General features: G+C 51.7%; 20 protein-coding genes. 15 read left to right on the top strand and 5 right to left on the bottom strand.

Features of this window, described 5'->3' with window-relative positions; all coding sequences use genetic code 11:
* Positions 1-22 precede the first annotated feature (22 nt).
* The 9 genes from argH to ABI361_00275 all read left to right on the top strand — a co-directional run bounded on the left by argH (position 23) and on the right by ABI361_00275 (position 9,272).
* On the top strand, positions 23-1,507 hold the full coding sequence (argH, locus tag ABI361_00315) for an argininosuccinate lyase (protein ID MEO9319095.1): 1,485 nt from the start codon (positions 23-25) through the stop codon (positions 1,505-1,507).
* 256 nt (positions 1,508-1,763) lie between these two features.
* Positions 1,764-2,984 carry a 2-isopropylmalate synthase gene (locus ABI361_00310; protein ID MEO9319094.1) on the top strand — a complete coding sequence of 407 codons (1,221 nt, stop codon included), beginning with the start codon at positions 1,764-1,766 and terminating at the stop codon, positions 2,982-2,984.
* A 10-nt stretch (positions 2,985-2,994) separates the two neighbouring features.
* Entirely contained in the window at positions 2,995-3,162 is a 168-nt protein-coding gene (locus ABI361_00305; protein ID MEO9319093.1) for an alpha-aminoadipate/glutamate carrier protein LysW, read from the top strand.
* A gap of 74 nt (positions 3,163-3,236) precedes the next feature.
* Positions 3,237-4,076: a lysine biosynthesis protein LysX gene (lysX, locus tag ABI361_00300; GenBank protein ID MEO9319092.1), complete on the top strand. Its 840-nt coding sequence runs from the start codon at positions 3,237-3,239 to the stop codon at positions 4,074-4,076.
* A gap of 4 nt (positions 4,077-4,080) precedes the next feature.
* A complete protein-coding gene (locus ABI361_00295) occupies positions 4,081-5,205 on the top strand; it encodes a M20/M25/M40 family metallo-hydrolase (protein MEO9319091.1) in 1,125 nt (374 codons plus the stop codon).
* Positions 5,206-5,249: 44 nt separating this feature from the next.
* On the top strand, positions 5,250-6,380 hold the full coding sequence (gene dph5 / locus ABI361_00290; protein ID MEO9319090.1) for a diphthine synthase: 1,131 nt from the start codon (positions 5,250-5,252) through the stop codon (positions 6,378-6,380).
* Positions 6,381-6,461: 81 nt separating this feature from the next.
* Complete coding sequence (locus ABI361_00285; GenBank protein ID MEO9319089.1) at positions 6,462-6,968, top strand: pentapeptide repeat-containing protein; 507 nt, start codon at positions 6,462-6,464, stop codon at positions 6,966-6,968.
* Between the two features lie 71 nt (positions 6,969-7,039).
* Positions 7,040-7,651 (top strand): twin-arginine translocation signal domain-containing protein, encoded by a 612-nt coding sequence (locus tag ABI361_00280; protein ID MEO9319088.1) that lies wholly within the window; start codon positions 7,040-7,042, stop codon positions 7,649-7,651.
* Positions 7,629-9,272 (top strand): cytochrome b N-terminal domain-containing protein, encoded by a 1,644-nt coding sequence (locus ABI361_00275; GenBank protein ID MEO9319087.1) that lies wholly within the window; start codon positions 7,629-7,631, stop codon positions 9,270-9,272. The genes ABI361_00280 and ABI361_00275 overlap by 23 nt, the downstream gene beginning before the upstream one ends.
* A 12-nt stretch (positions 9,273-9,284) precedes the next feature.
* Here ABI361_00275 and ABI361_00270 read toward each other — a convergent pair whose 3' ends face one another.
* Positions 9,285-9,698 (bottom strand): hypothetical protein, encoded by a 414-nt coding sequence (locus tag ABI361_00270; GenBank protein ID MEO9319086.1) that lies wholly within the window; start codon positions 9,696-9,698, stop codon positions 9,285-9,287.
* 245 nt (positions 9,699-9,943) lie between these two features.
* Between ABI361_00270 and ABI361_00265 the strand changes: the two genes are divergently transcribed.
* Positions 9,944-11,734 carry a glycoside hydrolase family 1 protein gene (locus ABI361_00265; protein MEO9319085.1) on the top strand — a complete coding sequence of 597 codons (1,791 nt, stop codon included), beginning with the start codon at positions 9,944-9,946 and terminating at the stop codon, positions 11,732-11,734.
* A gap of 77 nt (positions 11,735-11,811) precedes the next feature.
* Positions 11,812-12,642 carry an alpha/beta hydrolase gene (locus ABI361_00260; protein ID MEO9319084.1) on the top strand — a complete coding sequence of 277 codons (831 nt, stop codon included), beginning with the start codon at positions 11,812-11,814 and terminating at the stop codon, positions 12,640-12,642.
* An 18-nt stretch (positions 12,643-12,660) separates the two neighbouring features.
* Here the strand turns inward: ABI361_00260 and ABI361_00255 are convergent, their stop codons facing one another.
* The gene (locus ABI361_00255; protein MEO9319083.1) at positions 12,661-12,978 is read right to left on the bottom strand and encodes an AbrB/MazE/SpoVT family DNA-binding domain-containing protein; all 318 of its coding nucleotides are present in this window, start codon (positions 12,976-12,978) and stop codon (positions 12,661-12,663) included.
* Between the two features lie 92 nt (positions 12,979-13,070).
* On the opposite strand from ABI361_00255, the gene ABI361_00250 reads away from it, so the two are divergent.
* Entirely contained in the window at positions 13,071-13,964 is an 894-nt protein-coding gene (locus tag ABI361_00250) for a DNA glycosylase (GenBank protein MEO9319082.1), read from the top strand.
* 51 nt (positions 13,965-14,015) lie between these two features.
* On the opposite strand, the gene ABI361_00245 is transcribed toward ABI361_00250, so the two are convergent.
* Positions 14,016-14,438, bottom strand: coding sequence for a hypothetical protein (locus tag ABI361_00245; protein ID MEO9319081.1), 423 nt, complete (start codon positions 14,436-14,438; stop codon positions 14,016-14,018).
* Between ABI361_00245 and ABI361_00240 the strand changes: the two genes are divergently transcribed.
* Positions 14,437-14,994 (top strand): hypothetical protein, encoded by a 558-nt coding sequence (locus tag ABI361_00240; protein ID MEO9319080.1) that lies wholly within the window; start codon positions 14,437-14,439, stop codon positions 14,992-14,994. The genes ABI361_00245 and ABI361_00240 overlap by 2 nt on opposite strands.
* Before the next feature lie 208 nt (positions 14,995-15,202).
* Here the strand turns inward: ABI361_00240 and ABI361_00235 are convergent, their stop codons facing one another.
* Complete coding sequence (locus ABI361_00235; protein ID MEO9319079.1) at positions 15,203-15,379, bottom strand: hypothetical protein; 177 nt, start codon at positions 15,377-15,379, stop codon at positions 15,203-15,205.
* 274 nt (positions 15,380-15,653) lie between these two features.
* Here ABI361_00235 and ABI361_00230 point away from each other — a divergent pair, with 274 nt between their 5' ends.
* Positions 15,654-15,827 (top strand): hypothetical protein, encoded by a 174-nt coding sequence (locus tag ABI361_00230; protein ID MEO9319078.1) that lies wholly within the window; start codon positions 15,654-15,656, stop codon positions 15,825-15,827.
* Between the two features lie 228 nt (positions 15,828-16,055).
* Positions 16,056-17,222, top strand: coding sequence for a cation:proton antiporter (locus ABI361_00225; protein MEO9319077.1), 1,167 nt, complete (start codon positions 16,056-16,058; stop codon positions 17,220-17,222).
* Between the two features lie 87 nt (positions 17,223-17,309).
* Here ABI361_00225 and ABI361_00220 read toward each other — a convergent pair whose 3' ends face one another.
* Positions 17,310-18,833 (bottom strand): ammonium transporter, encoded by a 1,524-nt coding sequence (locus tag ABI361_00220; protein ID MEO9319076.1) that lies wholly within the window; start codon positions 18,831-18,833, stop codon positions 17,310-17,312.
* Positions 18,834-18,952 lie beyond the last annotated feature (119 nt).

Raw genomic sequence — 18,952 nt, 5'->3', positions numbered from 1 at the left:
AAAGCAACAGGAGTCAACACCAATGATGTACCGCTCAAGGCCCAAGGGCGAACTTGACAGTGACGCGCTGGATTTTTTGTCATCAATGCAGGAAGATAAGGCGATTCTTGGTTACGACATCCTTGGGACAGAGGCGCACGTCTTGATGCTTCACAAGCAAAAGTACCTCACGGCAAAAGAATTGAAAGCAGTTCTCGCTGCGCTGGAGCTGGCCAAAAGCAAACCGCTGCTGATTAGAACCGAAGGCTTTGAGGACATCCATGAGGCTCTTGAGGGATTTGTGGCCACCGAGGCGGGCACCGAAGCAGGTGGCAAGATGCACACCGCAAGGTCGCGCAACGATCAGGTGGCACTTGATACAAGGATGAAAATCCGCGACGATATCAACTTGATTTCCAGCGCCCTTCTTGACCTTGTCGAGGTATTGATTCGGCGCGCAAAGCAAAACAAGTGTACGGTCATGCTCTTCTACACGCACCTGCAGCAGGCACAGATCGGCACCCTTTCGCACTATTTCCTTGCTTTCGCATATAGTCTGCTCAGGGACGTGGAGCGCCTTAGTGAGGCGTATAGGAGAGTAAACAGGTCGCCACTTGGCTCTTGCGCAATACTGGGAACGAGCATGAATATTGACCGGGAATTTACCGCCAGGACGCTCGGCTTTGATGGTCTTGTGGTAAACTCGCTTGATGCTACAAGTTCCCGGGATGTCCTGCTAGAGTACGCATCAGACTTGACACTTTGCATGAACTCGATTTCTCGCGTGGCAGAAGATCTTGTACTGTGGTCAAGCACGGAGTTCGGTTACATCGAGCTGGACGACAGCTATTCTTCCACCTCAAGCGCTATGCCTCAGAAAAAAAATCCCGACCCACTTGAAATGGCAAGAGCTAAGGCTGGTTCGGTAATCGGAGACTGCGTTTCCCTTCTGGCGATAGTAAAGTCTCTGCCGTCCGGCTACGACAGGGACTTGCAGGAATTCAAGCAGCCACTTTTCAGGATGAGCAAGACGGTCCTTGACACCCTCCGTGTATTGAAAGGAGTGGTAGATACCCTGCAGATCAGGCATGAAAGGATGGAAGAATCCTGCAAGAACAGCTATGCAATAGCCCTGGACGTCGCCGAGCGGCTCGTTTCCGAGCAGGGCATCCCTTTTCGCGCGGCTCACAAGATAGTTGGAGCTGTAGTCAATGAGGCGATCTCAAAGGGCCATGGCTCGCTCCGGGGGTTATCCGAGGCCGATATCAAGACTGCGCTATTGCGCGCCAGACCCAAGGAGGAATTCGATGTTGCAAGAATTCACAAGGTGATTTCAGAAATGACACCGGAAAAGTCTGTCAGGAGCAAAAAGTCTCAGGGGTCGCCGAGTCCAAAAGAGCAGGCAGCAATGATTGACGAGGTGTCTGAAGCTCAGAGAAAACAGAGAGCGGCACTGGGGTCCAGGATCTCCTTACTCCAAGAGGCCAACGCAAACCTAGAAAAAATTGTCGCAGAACTCACTAAATGATGAGGATTCGCTTCCGGAGCAGGCTCAATGGCGGAATTGATCACCCAGACCGTTGCTGATTAACTGCTACATGCAGGTCTCCACGTAAGTTCGATGAGCTGGTTGGGACTTTCAGCATTTGTGAGGATATCAGCGTTGGGCCGCAAGAGCGTATGGCGATGCGAAAAGCGTCTGTTTACGTTGGCAAAGTGCTGCTTTTCGTAATTGTCTTGCGAAAACGTTTATATCTGCTGCTCGAGGCGTTTCTTATCGGATCATGTCCCTGAAAACCGACGACCCGAACTTTTATGCTCATCAGTACAATCGCTGGTCAGAAGACGAGCCAGCAAGAAAGATCAGTATCCTGGACAGCACGCTTAGAGAGGGAGAGCAGCATCCAGGTGTTTCGTTTACTATCAAGCAGCGCATCCAGATTGCTTGGATGCTCGACTCTTTTGGAGTCGACCAAATAGAAATCAGCCCGGTGGTTTCTCAGGACCATCTTGAGGCAACAAAGACCATAATAAAGCAGGGCCTTCGCGCGGACATTGTAGCCCACGTCCGCGCAATCAAGTCTGATGTTGACCTTGCGCTTAACTGTGATCCAACCTGGGTCGCCACCTACATGGGAATCTCTGACATACACCTTGCAGCGAAACTAAAGATTTCGCGCGAAGAGGCCAAGATAAGGGCTCTCGAGGTAGCAGACTACATCAAGGCGCATGGTCTCAAGTCACGCTTTACCATGGAAGATGCAAGTAGGACCTCTCCGGAATTTCTCATCGAGATGTGCAAGGAGATGAACAAGAGGGGGATTGAAAGGATAAGCATCCCGGACACTGTAGGAATCATGCGGCCCCGGGGAATGTACAATCTCATAAAATTGGTCAGAGACAATATCGACACGTCCAAGTCAAAGCTCGATGTCCACTGCCACAACGATGTCGGCCTTGCCTTGGCAAACGCGCTCGCCGGCTGCGATGCAGGAGCGGATCAGATCCACACGACCATTGACGGCTTTGGCGAAAGAACGGGCATCCCGTCACTTGCGGAAACTGCAGTCGCGCTGACTCTGATTTACCGCTCGAACAACGACCTACGGCTGCATATGCTAAGGGACCTCTCAAAGACCATTTCAGACTATACCTCAATGCCGGTGCCAGAATCAAAGCCGATAGTTGGCGACAGCGCATACAAGCATAAGGCCGGAACCCATCTGGCCGCTATCCTGAGAAATCCAGCGGCATATGAAATTCTCGAGCCCAAGACTGTCGGGAATAGGCGCAAGATTGTCTTTGGCGAGCTTGCGGGAAAGAACGGAGCCGCCTACCTCCTGACGCTTCTTGGCCTTGAAACAACCAAGCACGAGGCCGAGACCCTTGCCAAGGGCCTGAAGGAGCTTCGGATGGGGGACATATTGGAGCTGTACCTTGACGACAGGCTTGAGAGAAAAATACTTAATGACGCGCCAATGAAGGTAACCGAGGTAAAGGAGTAGTAAGTTAGAATTGGTCAAATGTCCAGAATGCGACGCAGAAATCAAGGTCCCCGCAGACTCCATCGAGGGAGAAATTGTAACCTGTCCGGATTGTGGCGCTAGTTATGAGCTGGTCAAGGCAGCCGAGGGCTTTGGTATCAAGCCCGCCCAGGTTGTTGGAGAGGACTGGGGTCAGTGACGACGGGAGAAGGTAACGGGCTACCTTCTCACCCCACCTACAAACTTGATGTAAGTGTCAAGGCCGGATCCCTTGTGGTTTTGTATGACAATATCAGGTGGGAAGAAAAGGCCATCTATGAAACCTGCAGGAAGAACGGGATCAATTCAACGAGCATTGACGCCAAGAGTATGGTTGTGCCCTTGGACGGGAGAAGTGCATACGAAGGCACTGTAGTAATTCAGCGCTGCGTCAGCTACTTTAAGAGCATCCACTCGACTGCTGCGCTTGAAGGCCTCGGCGCGCGCGTTATCAACTCTTTGAAGTCTGCGAGCCTTTCGGGCAACAAGCTGTTTGCCCACATGGCTCTTGAAAAGGCAGGCGTAAAGACCCCGAGAGCAGTTTCTGCATTTTCAGAAGAGTCTGCGCTCCAGGCGCTTGAAGAACTCGGTTACCCTGCAGTGATAAAGCCGACAGTCGGAAGCTGGGGCAGACTCATTGCACTCTTGAAGGACAAGGAAGCCGCCCGAGCGGTCATTGAGGACAGAGAGCACATGTTCCCGTTGTACCATGTATACTACTTTGAGGAATTTGTGAAGCGGCCACCGCGGGACATCAGGGCCATCGTCGTAGGCGACAGGGTGGTGGCGGCGATATACAGATACTCCGGTGAAGGAGAATGGAAGACCAACATGGCGCTTGGCGGCCGGGCAGAAGCATGCCCCATCACGTCCGAACTTGAATCAATATGCATCAGAGCCTCCAAGGCACTCGGCGGTGAAATCGTTGGGGTGGACCTCATGGAAAGCGATTCTAAAGGCCTCCTGGTTCACGAGGTAAACAATACTACTGAATTCAAAAACACAGTACGGGTCACGGGAGTCGACATCCCGGGACTGATGATCGAGTATGCCATAGCGGCAGGAAAAAAATAGTCCTTTGGTTTCTCCTAGCTACGCGGTCGAGCTACTGAAAAAGGCCCTGGAAATTTATACTCCATCGCGTTCCGAGGCGGCCCTTGCCAACCTGCTGCGGGACAGATGCACCAATGACCTGGGATTTGAACAGGTAAACATCGACAGTGTTGGCAATATCATTGCCACAAGGGGAAGTGGTTTTCCCAGGATCTTGCTATGCGGCCACATGGATACCGTGCCAGGCCAGGTCCCTGTCCGAATCGAGGACGGCCATATTTACGGCAGGGGAGCATCCGATGCAAAGGCGCCGCTCATTGCGATGCTGCTTGCGGCTTCTGAATTTCCAAAGCAAAGCGGAACTGCGATTTTCGCAGGCGTGGTTGATGAAGAGGGCAACGCGGCGGGTGTGAAGCAGCTTGTAAAGAGCAAGCTGGGTGTAGACTATGCAATATTCGGGGAGCCTTCGGGCATTGACAACGTCACGGTTGCATACAAGGGAAGGCTGGCGATAAGGCTGACCTGCGACGTCGGGGACAGCGCGCATGCAAGCGCGCCGTGGCTGGCAAAGAATTCCATCGAGGAGATGAGCGAGTTCTGGCTTGCAATCAAGTCCGAAATTGAGCGCATCGGCACGGCCGAGAACAAGGCCAAATCCATCAGCTGCTGTCTCACCGAGATAAGCGGAGGGTCGAGCCACAACGTGACACCGCAAAAGTGCCGAATCACGATAGACATCAGGGTTCCCACAATCACGACCTGCGACAAGGTCCTCTCCGCAGTCGAATCAGTAATTGCGCAAACGGGGTCAAAAAAGGGCGTCAAGACGACCGTACGAATAGAGGACAAGACGGAACCGTTTGAGGCCGACCACTCATCGCCGCTTGTCAGGTCGCTCATACTGGGCGTGCTTGATGTCAGGAAGAGCCGTCCCATGCTCCTACGGAAAACCGGCACAGGGGACATGAACGTCCTTGGTCACAACTTCAAGATACCGGTAGTCACTTACGGTCCGGGCGACCCGCACGCATCCCACACCGCAGACGAGCGGGTCAACATTGACGAGTATGTATCCAGCATCGAGGTTTACGGAAGGGCAATGTTCCACCTGTCACGCATCCATCACAACCAGAAATCAGCCAAGGCATAGTTTAGGATATAACGGTCTGTAATTGATTCTGCTAACGTAACCTAATGCTATTGTTTGCAGGCACGGGAATTGACGGAGTGAGGGGTCTTAGCCTTGCGGCTCTGGATGAACTGAAAAAATGTGATACTGTTTGCGTCGAGCGCTTCACAAGCTACCTTTCGGACAGGGACTTGGAAGAGCTCAGAAACATGCTGGACAAGCAGCCAGAGCTGGTCGCCAGATGGTATGTCGAGGACGGGAGGGAAATACTCGAGAGAGCAAAGAATGGCTCCGTCGCCTTGATTACTTATGGCGACCCGCTCATTGCAACCACTCATTCCGAGCTTCGGACCAGAGCGGCCGCGCGGGGTATTCCTACCAGAATCATGCATTCAGCATCAGGCATATCGGCGCTGATTGGGGAGACCGGCCTGCAGTACTACAGGTTTGGCAGGACGTCAACTGTCATGGCGGACCCGCACTCCGCGATTAGCGTGTACGAAAAAATTCGAGAAAACATTTTGAGTGGCAGCCACAGCCTGGTTCTGCTCGAATATAATAACAACTCCGGACCTGATGCCCCACCAGGTTCTTCAGAAAGTCACTTTCTAGAGCCGCGCGTTGCCTTTGGCATGCTCGAGCAAGTCGAGAAGGACCAGGAGCTGGGGCTCATTCTCCCCCGGACGTTTGTCATTGTCGCGTCAAGGATAGGAAGCCGCGACCAGCGCATACTGTCTGGACCGCTTGAGCGCGTGATGTCGGCGGAATTTGGAGAGGGGCCGCACTCGATAATCATTCCTGCCTCTCTGCACTTTACCGAACTTGAATACATTGAACAATTCTCCGAGTGCCTCGGTCCCGCAAGCGACAACGGTCTTGCATTACGAACAGTATCTGAAAGGATGATGTCGAGATACGCGCCGAAGGCGAAAAGTGCGGTCAGGCAAATGAGAGGCTACATAACAGCGCACGCAGCAGATACGGCCAGCAGGCGAGGCGTATTTGAGGTTCTGGACAATGCCGAATATTACATACTTGACGCCGAAAGATTCCTAAATCAGCACAAACCAGAGCTCGCGGTTCTAAGCATTGGGTATGCTGAGGGCTTGATAGATGCCCTGCGCTACCAGTGGGGAATAAACCCCTGGGAGCATAACGGAGATGGCTCGCCTCCCGACCGCAAGGACCCGGCTTGAGGCTCAGGGTAACTGGTCCTGCAGGATTCCTGGAAAGACGGGCAACAATATATAGACCGCTAGGCCACGAAGGATTTTGTCGTGTCCGGAGCCTCCTCAAACGGAATTGACCTTTTGAAACGTGAGTCTGTTGCAGAATTTAACAAGTGGCGAATTAGCAACCTAACTTTAAAGCTAGACATCTCAGGGCAGGACTTTTCAGGCAAGAACCTTGAAGGCGCCTTTCTGAACGGTGTGGTCGCCAATGGAACTTCTTTTGCAAATGCAAACTTGTCTGGCTCCAACTTGGTGCAGGCGGAGTTGAATTCGGCGAATTTTGAGGGCGCGAACTTGGAGAGAACCCTGCTAATGTACACGGAAATCAAGGGAGCAAACTTTGCGAACGCAAACCTTACGCTCACGAACTTTATGTGGGCAAATGCCCAGGACGCAAACTTTACAGGAAGCAAGTTTTTCAAAACCATAATGGTCGAGTCCTTGCTTCAAAACGCAAACGTGCCGGCAGATTCGTCGGGGGCATTTTTAAAGTATGCAAAGCTCGACGGCACCTCTTGGGCCCTGCAAGGCAAGGATAGCGCGCCTCACTAGAACCGTTTTTCAGGCGCTAATGCTCATTTTCACAAACGTTTATTAACTTATTAGATGCCTTTCGTGACTGAATGGCGCAGAATCCTCCGGTTGCGGGAGGACGAGTGTCTCGGCGCGACTTTCTTAAATTAATGGCCGCTGCCGGGACTGTTATGACATTTACGCCGTTTGTTGACTGGGGCAAGTTTCTTCCAAATCCTGCGGGAAATACCTCGCAGAAGGCAAAGGCCCTTCTGTCAGACGGAAGCCAGGTCAACGTCAAGACTTTTGATGTAAATCATTCCGAAGTCATCATTTATCCAATGTCCGATGACCCGGTACTAAACAAGGAAGCATTTCGAACCTGGCAGTTGATCCGCCTGCCGGAGGAGCTCGGGGGCAAAAAGAACGACGCTTCTGCCTTCAGAGCTTATAGCATGGTCTGTTTGCACTTGTGGTGTTTATGGAAGTATTGGCCAGATCCAGGCCGCAAGCGTGGGGAATGTCCATGCCACGGCAGCATGTACGATCCGCTCACAGGCAAGGCATTTGCGGGCCCGGCTTCTCTCCAGGGGCCTCCTTCAAACGTACTTGCCAAGCTGGACTTGGAGGTCGACTCGGACGGCAATCTGTGGATACTTCCACCCGTGTGGGATCCAAACAAAAATGGGATAGTTGGTTATGGGCGCTACCTTAACGTATGAAAATAGCCTCGTAAGGTTCTTCCGGTGGGTTTACGCCGGAATTGACCGAAGTATATTCATGGGCCTCAAGTTCACCTTCCCGGGAAGGTTCGTCAGCCCCCTAGGCTTTCTTGGGATGCTCACATTTGTAATTTTCATTATTCTTGGCATAACTGGCGCTCTTCTCATGTTCTGGTACGAGCCAATACTTGACAGGGCCTGGAATAGCGTCAAGAACATCAACGACACTATACCCTATGGCTTCCACATCCGCAACATCCACTACCACGCGTCAAACGCGATGGTCATGATGGCTCTTCTCCACATGTACTACCAGTACTTTAGCGGCAGGTACAAGATCAGGAACGAAATCCTGTGGGTATCAGGAATCATACTCGGCGTGCTCACGATTCTGGAAGCATTCACAGGCTATGACATTATCTTCAGCGAACGCGCGGAGCTTGCGATCTCAATTGCCGCCTCGCTTACCAATTCCATCCCGATCATGGGACCGCAGATGAGAGATGCGTTCTTTGGCGCAGGATTCCATGACTTTGTGCTTCGCTTCTTTGGTTTCCATGTCTTCATGCTGCCCATAGCCCTTCTGGGCCTGATGGTAATCCACTTTCCAAGATTCCTGGTGTTCGATGTGCCGATGGTCATGGCAGTGGCAGGAGCTATCATGCTTACCGGCGGGGTGTTTCCTGTCGGTCTCGGGCTTCCCTTCAAGCCCGAAGTGCCACCGGGCATCACGGTGCCGGAATGGTATCTCACAGGCCTCTATGCATTTCTGCGTACAATGTACGACAAGTTCGTAACCGGAGTCGCCTGGCCGGGACTGTTCATTTTCTCGTTGCTCGTAGTCCCGTTTCTGGACAAGTACAAAAAGTTCTCTTGGAAAGACAGGCCGATTATTACTGCGCTCGGCATCACGAGTCTGGCTCAGATCATAGTTACCACCTACTGGGGATTCTATATTGACCCGGACCCGCACAAGGCGCTGCTCGAGCGACTGGTAATAGATCCGATATTCTTTTACACAGTAATGATGCTGCTGGTGCCTCTTTCCTTCGGGTTCACATACATGATGATAAAACTGGCCAAGCACGCCGACGCTAACGCCAAGCTCCAGCCAAAAAAAGCGGCTGCCAAGTCAATCGAACTTTCCCAACGCTGGCTTTTCGCCTTGTTTGCAGTTCTACTGGCTTTTCAGGTATACCTCAACATTTCCGCATACTATGCCGTGCTTAATGGAATGAAGAATTATTCCCTGTTCATAATAGGCATCATGATGTTGGTTTTTGCCGGCATGTTCCACCTGTATAGGTATGGAAGGGCAATGGCCAAGGCGCCTCCTCCAAAACCCAGTCCACCACCTTACACCAAGATGATCCCCTCCCCGCAAAGGCCCGCGCCCTCAACGCCGGCTCAGGAGAAACCTTTGCCAGCCCAGCCCGCTTCTACTGCACCCAAGGTCACCGCACCCCAACAGTCCCCTTCGCTTAGTCACCAGTCCAGAGCTGGCCAGGCATCACCACAGGCAAAGACCGAGGGAGCGGGACAGGCAACTGCCAATCAGGACACGCGCAGCCTGCAGGCAAGCGACAAAGATACGCATGGAACCACAGGTCGGGAAATCTAGGCCTTTAGCGAGTCAGGCACTTCGTGTGATGCTTACGTGTTTGATGTCAGTCGCCACCTCTTTGTGTTCCTGAATAAGGCTCACCCTGAACTTGGCGACGGTCGGAGTATCAGCGCCCTCGGGCACATGCGATGTGACAGCAACGAACTCTATCTTGCTTCGTCCTCCGAGCTCTGACTTGAATATAGAGTACCTTGCGTAGGGGTGTTTTACCTTTTTACCGTTGAGCCCGACATAGGAAAAGACATCGTTTGACCGTTCTATTTGCGAATTAATGACAAGGCTGTCGTACCGGCCCTGATACCCGATTTCTACAATCCCGTGAAGCTCTTGCCCTGCCGAGACCTGTGCCTCCTGCAGGGTCAAGGTAATTGGTGATTGTGAAGCCGTCAAGGAAACAACCCCCAGCGAGGGAGTGTTTATCACAACTTAAACCTTGCCTCGGCCGGGCTGCAAACGGACGAGCTGCGGAAGTTATCCAGTCTTGGTTTTACTATAAACCATACTAGTACTGGCTTGCAGTTGATGGTTGTGGGGAAAAATGCGCACTGAAATTTCTTCCAGATTCTTTAAGAACTTTCGATGTAAGATAGTTCTATAAGATGACTAACGCTTTGGTCGAACGGGGTTGGCGTTCGGTTCTCTCAATTTTGCATTCCAGGCGCTCAGGGGTGGGCCTTCCCCTGCAGGCCCTCGCCTTGATTGCCGTAACCGCGCTGGTTCTCCCCTTTCCGAGTATTGCAGGCAGGGGTGCCATTACCGCGACCTATGCCGAAAAACCAGGAGGCGGTACTGGCGCAACATCACAAAGACCGGTGTTTCTCTGGGGCGCCGCCACGTCTTCCTATCAGGTTGAAGGCAACATTACAAACAACGACTTTAATTTTTTCAACAGCTCGCCTCAGATAAAGGAGAGGGTGGGCGGTGGTACGAACAACATGCAACCCGCAGGCGAGGCAGACCGCGAATGGGATCCCCAATACTATCTGAAAGATTTCGATAATGCCAAGTCGCTGGGACTTAACTCGTACAGGCTGAGCCTTGAATGGAGCAGGATTGAACCTCAAAAAGGGGTCTGGGACCAGAGCGCCATAGAGCACTACAGGCAAATGATAATGGCACTAAAGGCGAGAGGCATTACCCCGGTAGTAACGCTCGAGCACTTTACGCTGCCACTCTGGGTGCTCACGCCGATCGTAAACAAGGACTGCCTCGCAGACCCCGTAGAGTCCAATCCTTCATGCAAGGGAGAAGGCTATTTCAAATCATTGCGCGGGTGGGATTCGAATGAAACTGTCGACGAGTATGTGAAATATGTCAGCTATGTCGTCCCGAAGCTCAAAGACCTGGTTGATTACTGGCTAACGCTGAACGAGCCGGTTGGGGTATATGTATCTCTTGGCTACATAGTAGGGCTCTGGTCTCCAGGATTTGTCGGGGACGGAGCAAGGGCCAAGGTCGCACTGCACAGTTTGCTGGAGGCACACGTGCGGGCCTACGATGCGATCTCTAGCCTTGACGACGTAGCCGCTGACAGGTCAGGTCCCGCAAAGCTGGTCGGGTTTGCCAACGCAATGATGGACCTGGAGCCGGTCCACGACAAGCAGGAAACTCACGCGCAGAATGCCAAGGCGGCGCAAGACGCGTCCTACTATACCAATGACTATTTCATAAATGCGGTCGTCAATGGGGAGGAGGATCAAAACTTTCTCAACACACTTGTAGAGCACAATAGTTCAAGCCCTAACTTCATAAAGCACCCCGATTGGAAAAACAAACTTGATTTTGTGGGTGTAAACTATTACAGGCGCGCGTACATTTCGTATGACCGGGGCATTGCCAATTCATCAGCGAAATTTCTGGGCGGCGCCTTTTCTGATTCGCTGACAGCCAATGGTCAGCCTGCCAGCATGAAGAACGACCTCGGATGGGAAATCTATCCCAATGGCCTGTACAGGATCCTCATGCATATCAAGAACGAATGGAACAAACCGATAATGATTACAGAGAACGGCATCGCAGACGGCTCAGACAAGCACCGTGCCCAATACATTGTCTCTCATATTGAAGAAATGATGTCTGCAATCAAAGATGGGGCAAACGTCATAGGTTACATGCATTGGTCGCTAGTCGACAACTGGGAGCTCCAGGAAGGCTACAGGAGCCAGTCCCACTTTGGGCTATTCCACGTCAATAGAGCGAGCGCCGCGGGTTTGCACAAAGACGCAGTTCAATCGAGCTGCGGAGTATGCTCAAGAGAACTCACCGCGGGGGCAAGGGCCTACGAGTCAATTGTCTTGCAGGCAGGGTACAGCTTCGACGAGGCAAAATGGGAGAATTCGATTTCTGCTGCCAAGAGCGAGTTCGGCTATTTTAACTCCGACGGAACCAGGCTTGTGCAGCCCGCTCCGGTGCCGCATACCCCTGGGGTCCACCCAGTTTCGGCGAACTTTACCTACTGAGCGCAGTTCTGGCGCGGATACACCCAACCGCTGTTTTGCTTCCTACCCGCATAGGTATATTAGTGAAGGAAACAGTCATGCAGCTACTGCAAGTGCAATCTCTGCCGCAGCGCATAGTCGACGTAAACGGCTACTCCGTTAGGTACCTGGATGTCTTGTCGTCGGAGTCCGACCGCGTCGTCGTATTGCTGCATGGAATAGGGGCGTCTGCCGACCGATGGAATCTTGTCATTCCCACTCTTGCGAGGTACTTTCGGGTTGTGGCCCCGGACATCATCGGGTTTGGATACAGCGACAAACCGACCGTCGAGTATACCATGGATTTTTTTTTAGATTTTCTTGCTACATTCCTCAAAAACCTAGGGATATTAAAGCCCGTAATTGTGGCCTCTTCGTTTGGCGGACACCTTGCCACTGAATACGCGGTTGGCCACTCTAGGCAGATCGAGAAACTCGTCCTAGTATCGCCCGCAGGAATGATGAGAACCTCGACCCCGGTCCTCGACTCTTACATAATGTCAGCGCTTTATCCCACCTACGAGAACTCTGAGAAGGCTTTTTCCGCAATGTCATACGATCCCGCAGTCGTAAGCGATGATGTAATCAACGACTTTGTAAATAGAATGAAGCTTCCAAACTCAAAGTATGCCTTCATGTCCACACTGCTTGGCATGAGATATGCCCCTCGCCTTCAGGGCAGGCTGGGTAAAATAACATGCCCCACGCTGCTGCTTTGGGGTGATAGCGACAAAATGATTCCAGTGCAATACGCCAAGGAGTACCGGGAAATCCCTGACCTGGAGCTGGTCGTCATAAAGAACTGCGGTCACGTGCCTTTTATTGAAAAGCCGATGACTTTTAACAAACTTGTTTTGCGGTTCTTGCTTGGAAACCAGATGTCGTTGTAAGTCGCAGTCAAACCTGTGTTATTTTGTATTCTCTTTCTTGCCCTCGCGGTGCCGTCGCTCAATCGGAACCACTATGACCTGCACCAGATCGCCGTCATCGATGTCAAGGGCTTGTCGCTCCGCCTCAGGGATTGATATCCTCCCGCCGCTCTGCACAGTAGTCTTGAACATTGCGTTGTAAAACGTCAGGCCCCTAAGCATTGCGAGATAGCTCTGCGCAGCGTCTTGCTGGATTGCGGAGAACTGCTTGACCAGGTCTTCCTGTGCCCTGCTGCCCTTTTCCACGGCCGCCTTGAACGCGTCGGCAGGATCGGTCGGCTTCTCGCCGGAAGTCATCTAAATACAAGTCTTGTATCCAGTTATTTAACGCTATTTGAGTGGTGACTCAAAAGACAACTTTAATTAGGTCTATGCAAAGTTTTTCGAGAATGGTTTTGCCTATCCAGGCAGGACGTAACGCTTCACTTGATACCATTGATATTGACAAGACCATTCTGAGCGGCCAGGTCTTTCTGTGGCAGAAAATCGGCGACAAGTGGTACGGCGTTGACGGGTCGAGACTACTTCGAATCACCATGGCAGCCGGCAGGGTCGAGGAAGCAAGGTCATTTCCCGATGAAAACCAAGACGCGGTCGCAAGGTTCCTTCGGCTGGACGACGACATGGAGTCCATTGTTGCGTCGATTTCAATTGATCCATTCATATCAAACTTGGTCCGGGCCCACCGCGGCCTGAGGCTGCTCAGGCAGGATCCGCGCCAGTGCCTCGTTTCATTTCTCTGCGCAAGCAATACGAATATCCAGATGATCCGCAGGATGCTTTCACAGCTTTGTGCTAAACTCGGTGAGACCGCCATAATTGACGGTCACAAGTTTCACTTATTTCCGACCCCGGAAAGGTTGGCGCAGAGTTCTCTAGAAGAGCTTCGGACCTGCGGCCTGGGGTACCGTGCCGGGGCCGTACACGGGCTTGCCGTGAAGCTCTCAAACAAGGAGTTTGACATCGATGCCTGCAGGAAGATGGATTATGCCAGAGCAAAGGAGGAGTTGATGTCGCTCGACGGTGTTGGCAACAAGATAGCAGATTGCGTACTACTTTTTGCTTTTGACAAGCTGGAATCATTCCCCATAGACGTCTGGATAGCAAGGGCCTTGGCTTCCGTATGCGGACTGCAGGCTCCTATAAAGTTCGCTGAGAAACTCACGCCCAACCAGTACAAGGTTTTATCGGAAAGCGCCCGATCCCGCTATGGTTACTACGCAGGCTACGCCCAGCAGTTAATTTACTACCACATAAGGCAGGTCGCAGGGAAGAAATGGTAGATCGTAAATAAAAAAAGGATAGGTCGCCTTCCAATCGGAAGGCTCCTTCGCTTACTTAGTCTTATTGAATGCGTGCTGTACTGAGCTGCTCAGGTTGCTTAATGCACTAGAGGCCTTGCTTCCCAGGTTTGAAGCGCCCTGGGTGATTGTCTGCCCGATGTTTGAAGCGCTTGTAGTTGCACCCTGGATCATTTGCGTTCCCTGTGCATTTGTCAGGGAGGTCGTGATTCCGTAAATCGGCTGGCCTGCAAAGTGGTCGGAGGTTGCCTTTGAGTCAAGTGCGATGCTTACGACGTTGTTGTTCTGGATCATTATTGCGGCGCTTACGTTAGACCACTGAACCGACCCATCCTTCATGACGTCAACTGTTCCGGAAATTAGTGTGGTGTTTGATAGGCTTACGGGGTGCTTCATGGTCGAGTGGAAATTGGTGATGCTATGTGAATGCCTGCCGGTTCCGTCAGTGTGAACCATGGTAAACGATGCGCTAAACTTTGACACGTTGCCATTTGAAACACTGAGCTGCCAGTTTCCAGCCAGAAGATATGGCATAGTTTCGGTCGCATTTGCTGCTGTCATGCTTGCTGTTCCGGTATTCGTTGACGGGCTAGTGGTCGGAGTGGTAGACGTTGAGCTGTTGCTTGTTGCAGAAGTTGCTGCGGCCGCTGTGCTGCTTCCGGCAGCTGGTGGTGTCGTTGTCGAGTTAGAACCAAGAGCGGTAGAATTTACAGTACCAACTGTGCTGCTTGATGTCGTATTGGAAGATGACGGAGAAGTAGTGCTCGATGTGACGGGAGCTGATGGAATCGCAGTGCTGGAGGCTGGAGTGCTTGTTGGGAAAATGATACCGGTGATGTTTCCGGATGCATTGAAGGTCGTAACATTGGATGATGTCGGTGTTGTGCTACTGGCAGTGCTAGCGGTACTGTTCGAGCTGCTAGTCGTCGTCGGACCAGCTGCTGTACTGGGGCTGGCGGTGCTCGTTTGGTTGCCAGTCGCCGCGGTACTCGTGCTCGGATTTGCCGAGTAAGTTGTTTGTGCAAAAGCCGAACCGAGACCCGCAGATGCTAGGCCTACAATCAAAGCTAATGCAATCGTGGCGTTTGGTTTGTTCATTGGCAAAGGCGCGCAGGAAAGGATTTTAATGATTTTAATAGTAAGTCAGCGAAACATGACGCGCAAATTCCGCGCGTACAATTCTAAGTAGAGAATGCTCATGCAATCAAATAGGAATTTTCTTACTGGGACAGATCGGAAATGGTCCGGCGGATTATAGAAACGGCCTCGCGCGAAAGTTCATACTTAGCCAGTACCGAAGCAGGGTCGCTAAGCAGCATGTTGCGGAAGTCTGGCTCGCTTGCCGCCTTTAGCAGTATGTCGCTGATAATCTCGGCGTCCTTGTGCTGCTGGGCCAATTTTGGTAACAGCACCGTCGGCATGCTGATATATAATCATAATGAACGAAAGATCATGTGTCATACGTTTTTTCACATAATGCATCATAGATAACGTATGTGAGGAGAGGTCAAGTAATTTCCTAAACATTGAGCTCATTTGATCGTTCGGGCATCACACTGGTTCAGTGAAGGGCAATCTCGACACGACAATTGACTTTTGTTATTGAACATTTGGTGATACAGGACATGACAACACTCCCACTCAAGTAAGGCACCCAACCCAGAACCAGTGATGACTGAACAACAAAAGACCTCTAAAGCGCCGATAAACATCGGAAACAGCTATACGCCAAACGAGACGCGTCCAAGTACGTTCAACCCGAACAGCCCTGCGAGCAAAGCCTCATCGAATACTCGCAGCAATCAGATGGAACAAAACAACAAGCCCTCAAAGGGACGCAAGTAATCTTTTCTTCTTTTTGTCCCGCCGGTTTGGAACTTCTATTCTAACTTGCAGGGTTGTCACAGAAGTGCTACCGTCAGATTGAGCGAGTATCCAGACTGTATAGTTGACCCTCACTGTCCATATTTCGAATAGCAGTCATTCCAATACAGAGCAAAATATTGTCTATTAAGAAAAGTAATCTTGACTTGTTGTGATATAGCGCATTTCCAGTTTCAGACCAATAGTCTCGTGAGCACAGGGATAGAACTTGTTGGGGACCTAGGATACCTGCTCTTGATTTCCGCAGCGGTAGGCACGCTTGCGTATATTTTCAGACAACCACTTGTACTGGGCTTCCTGGTCGCAGGGATTCTGATAGGCCCCTTCGGCCCATTTTCGCTAATAAAAAACGTGGATATGCTGAACAACTTTTCCGATATTGCAATTGTGCTTCTGTTATTTGGCGTTGGTCTTTCCTTCCCGCTCAGCCAGCTGCGGGCAATCGGATTAATGGGTACGGGCATCGCCATCATTGAAATCCTTGTAATGCTCGGCCTTGGTTTTGCGGTCGGCCTTGGACTTGGATGGTCGTTTTACGATTCACTGTTTCTTGCCGCAGCAATTTCCATAACCTCAACCGCAATAATTGTCAAAGTTCTTGAGGACGCCGGCAAGATGGAGACCACCCAGGCTATAATTGTCATCGGAATATCAGTAATAGAGGATCTGGTGGCCGTCGTTCTCATAAGCGCCATGCACTCTGGCGTTGTAAATGGCTCCTTCGAATTATCCCAGGTACTTTTCACCGTAGGCAAGATCGGGCTTTTTATCGGAGGAACCATCGCCGCAGGCGTATTAATTGTTCCAAGGCTTTTTGCACTCGTCGCAAAACTAGAACGCTATGAAATAACGATAATGCTTGCACTGGGACTGGCGTTTGGCCTGGCATTTGCATCAGACCAGCTCGGATTCTCCGCCGCGACCGGCGCTTTTCTTGCAGGGGTGTGCATTGCAGGATCGCGCTTCTCAGAGCAGGTAACGAACCTGATTTCTCCTACAAGAGAGATCTTTGCAGCGATCTTTTTCGTTACTATAGGCGCCCTGATGAACCTCTCACTGATTTCTGTTTACTGGATCCCTGTTATGGTAATCAGCCTCGTGACGATACTTGGAAAGGTTGGCGGGGTGTATCTTGGCGCCAAGTTCTTCAGGTTCGAGCGGCAGTTTGCACTCGGAATAGGCCTTTCCATGGCTCAACTTGGCGAGTTCTCGTTTATCGTTCTCAAGACGGGTCAGGACCTAGGAGCAATTAGCAGTTCGCTTTTCCCGATCGTCGGCATGGTCGTGGCCATCACGACGGTCGTAGGTCCAATGCTAGTTAGAGCTGGCACCAAAGTCGTGGCTGTATACGAGTAATAGATTTGGCTTTATCATTAAATTCTGAGTCAAGAAAGAGAAAATAAGAAAGGAGTTCGGAGCGGAGACTTGCCGCTACCGATTGGTTTACTCTGTTACGTATGCCCTCTCGCCGTGCTGCGCCAGGTCGAGGCCGAGCTCTTCCTCCTTTGGCGTGACGCGCAGTCCACCGGGCCAGACCATGTCCATTATCTTGATAATGGCAGCCGTCACACCCATACACCACGCAAGTGCAGCAAACGCTCCTACTGCGTTCTGCACAAATGCGAAGGGGTTTCCAAAGGCCAGTCCGTCGTGTCCCCACGGAGTAAACCTCTTTTCGGCAAAAATGCCTGTCAGAAGTGCCCCTGCGAGACCGCCGACGCCGTGCACGCCCCAGGTGTCGAGCACGTCGTCCCACTTGCGCTTGTTCTTGAAGGCAACCGCGGCGTAGCAGACTACCGAGGCCAGGATGCCTATGACTATAGATGACATCGGCGAGACGAAGCCGGATGCCGGCGTAATAGCCACAAGCCCCGCTACCGCGCCAGAAGCAGCGCCCACAGTAGAGGGCCTGCCAGTATGCGCCCAAGATATCAGAGCCCATGTTACAGCAGCCATACCAGTTGCAACTTGAGTTGCGATGAAAGCACTGGTCGCGTTACTTGCAGCTGCAGCCGCAGAGCCTGCATTGAAGCCGAACCACCCGGTCCAGAGCAATGCAGCGCCCAGCACCACCAGGGATATGTTATGGGGCTCCATTGGGATCTTGCCATATCCGATTCTCCTACCGAGCATCAGTGCTATGACAAGCCCGGACCAACCAGATGTGATGTGGATGACCGTTCCGCCTGCAAAGTCAAGGGCGCCAAAAGTTCCGCCCCACCCTCCCACGTAACCGGGGTTCGCGCCGTAGTTATTTGGCGCCAATTCCCATGTCCAGTGGGCTGCAAAGTCATAGACAAAAGTCGCCCAGATCACGATAAAGACGATAAATGCGCTGTACTTCATCCTCTCTGCAAGCGCAGCGACTATCAGTGCAGGTGTGATTATGGCGAACATCATCTGGAATATCATGTAGGTTCCGTGAGGAATGGTTGTTCCTGTTATGCCTCCGTATGCAAGAGATGGTACGTCATGCAGTACGTTGTTCAGGCCCACCCAATCGAGTGTGCCAATGAAGCCGTACCCGCCCGCATCCGGTCCGAATGCAAGGCTGTAGCCCCAGAGCACGTATTGGATGGCAATCACGCCGGTAGTAATGAATACGAGGTGCAAGGTGTTTACAGCGTTCTTTTGCCGTGCCAGACCACCGTAGAATATAGCCAAACCGGCGGGCGTCATCATGAGCACGAGCGCTGAAGAGGTCAGCATCCATGCGTTGTCACCTGTGTCAATCTTGCAGGGCACAAGGGCCATGCCGTTTGAACCGTTAACTTCGTCAGCAGCAGTGATCTTCGTGTCGTTGTTCTGGTCAACAAAACAATGGTATTTTACCGCTGGATCGTCCCATCGGTATGCAAATGCATTTCCACCTGATGTGCTTACCAAGACTGTGGCAAGCACGGCTGCTACGCCGAACAGCGCAAGGTACTTTTTGCGAAAAGTTGCCGGACTACCGCGTGAAATCATATATCGATGCTTGTTCGGGGGTTTGAATAAAAGTATTTACTTTATTTTTCGAATGGCTTACTTAAATTCGAATTTCACGGTGATGTGTGTAAATACTGAATCCGGGCCTTTTTGAGGGT

Origin of the sequence: Nitrososphaera sp. (genome assembly GCA_039938515.1) — an archaeon.
In the GTDB taxonomy this organism is placed as follows: Archaea; Thermoproteota; Nitrososphaeria; order Nitrososphaerales; family Nitrososphaeraceae; genus Nitrososphaera.
Note: the sequence above shows the minus strand (reverse complement) of the source record. Positions and strands in the feature narration are given on the sequence as shown.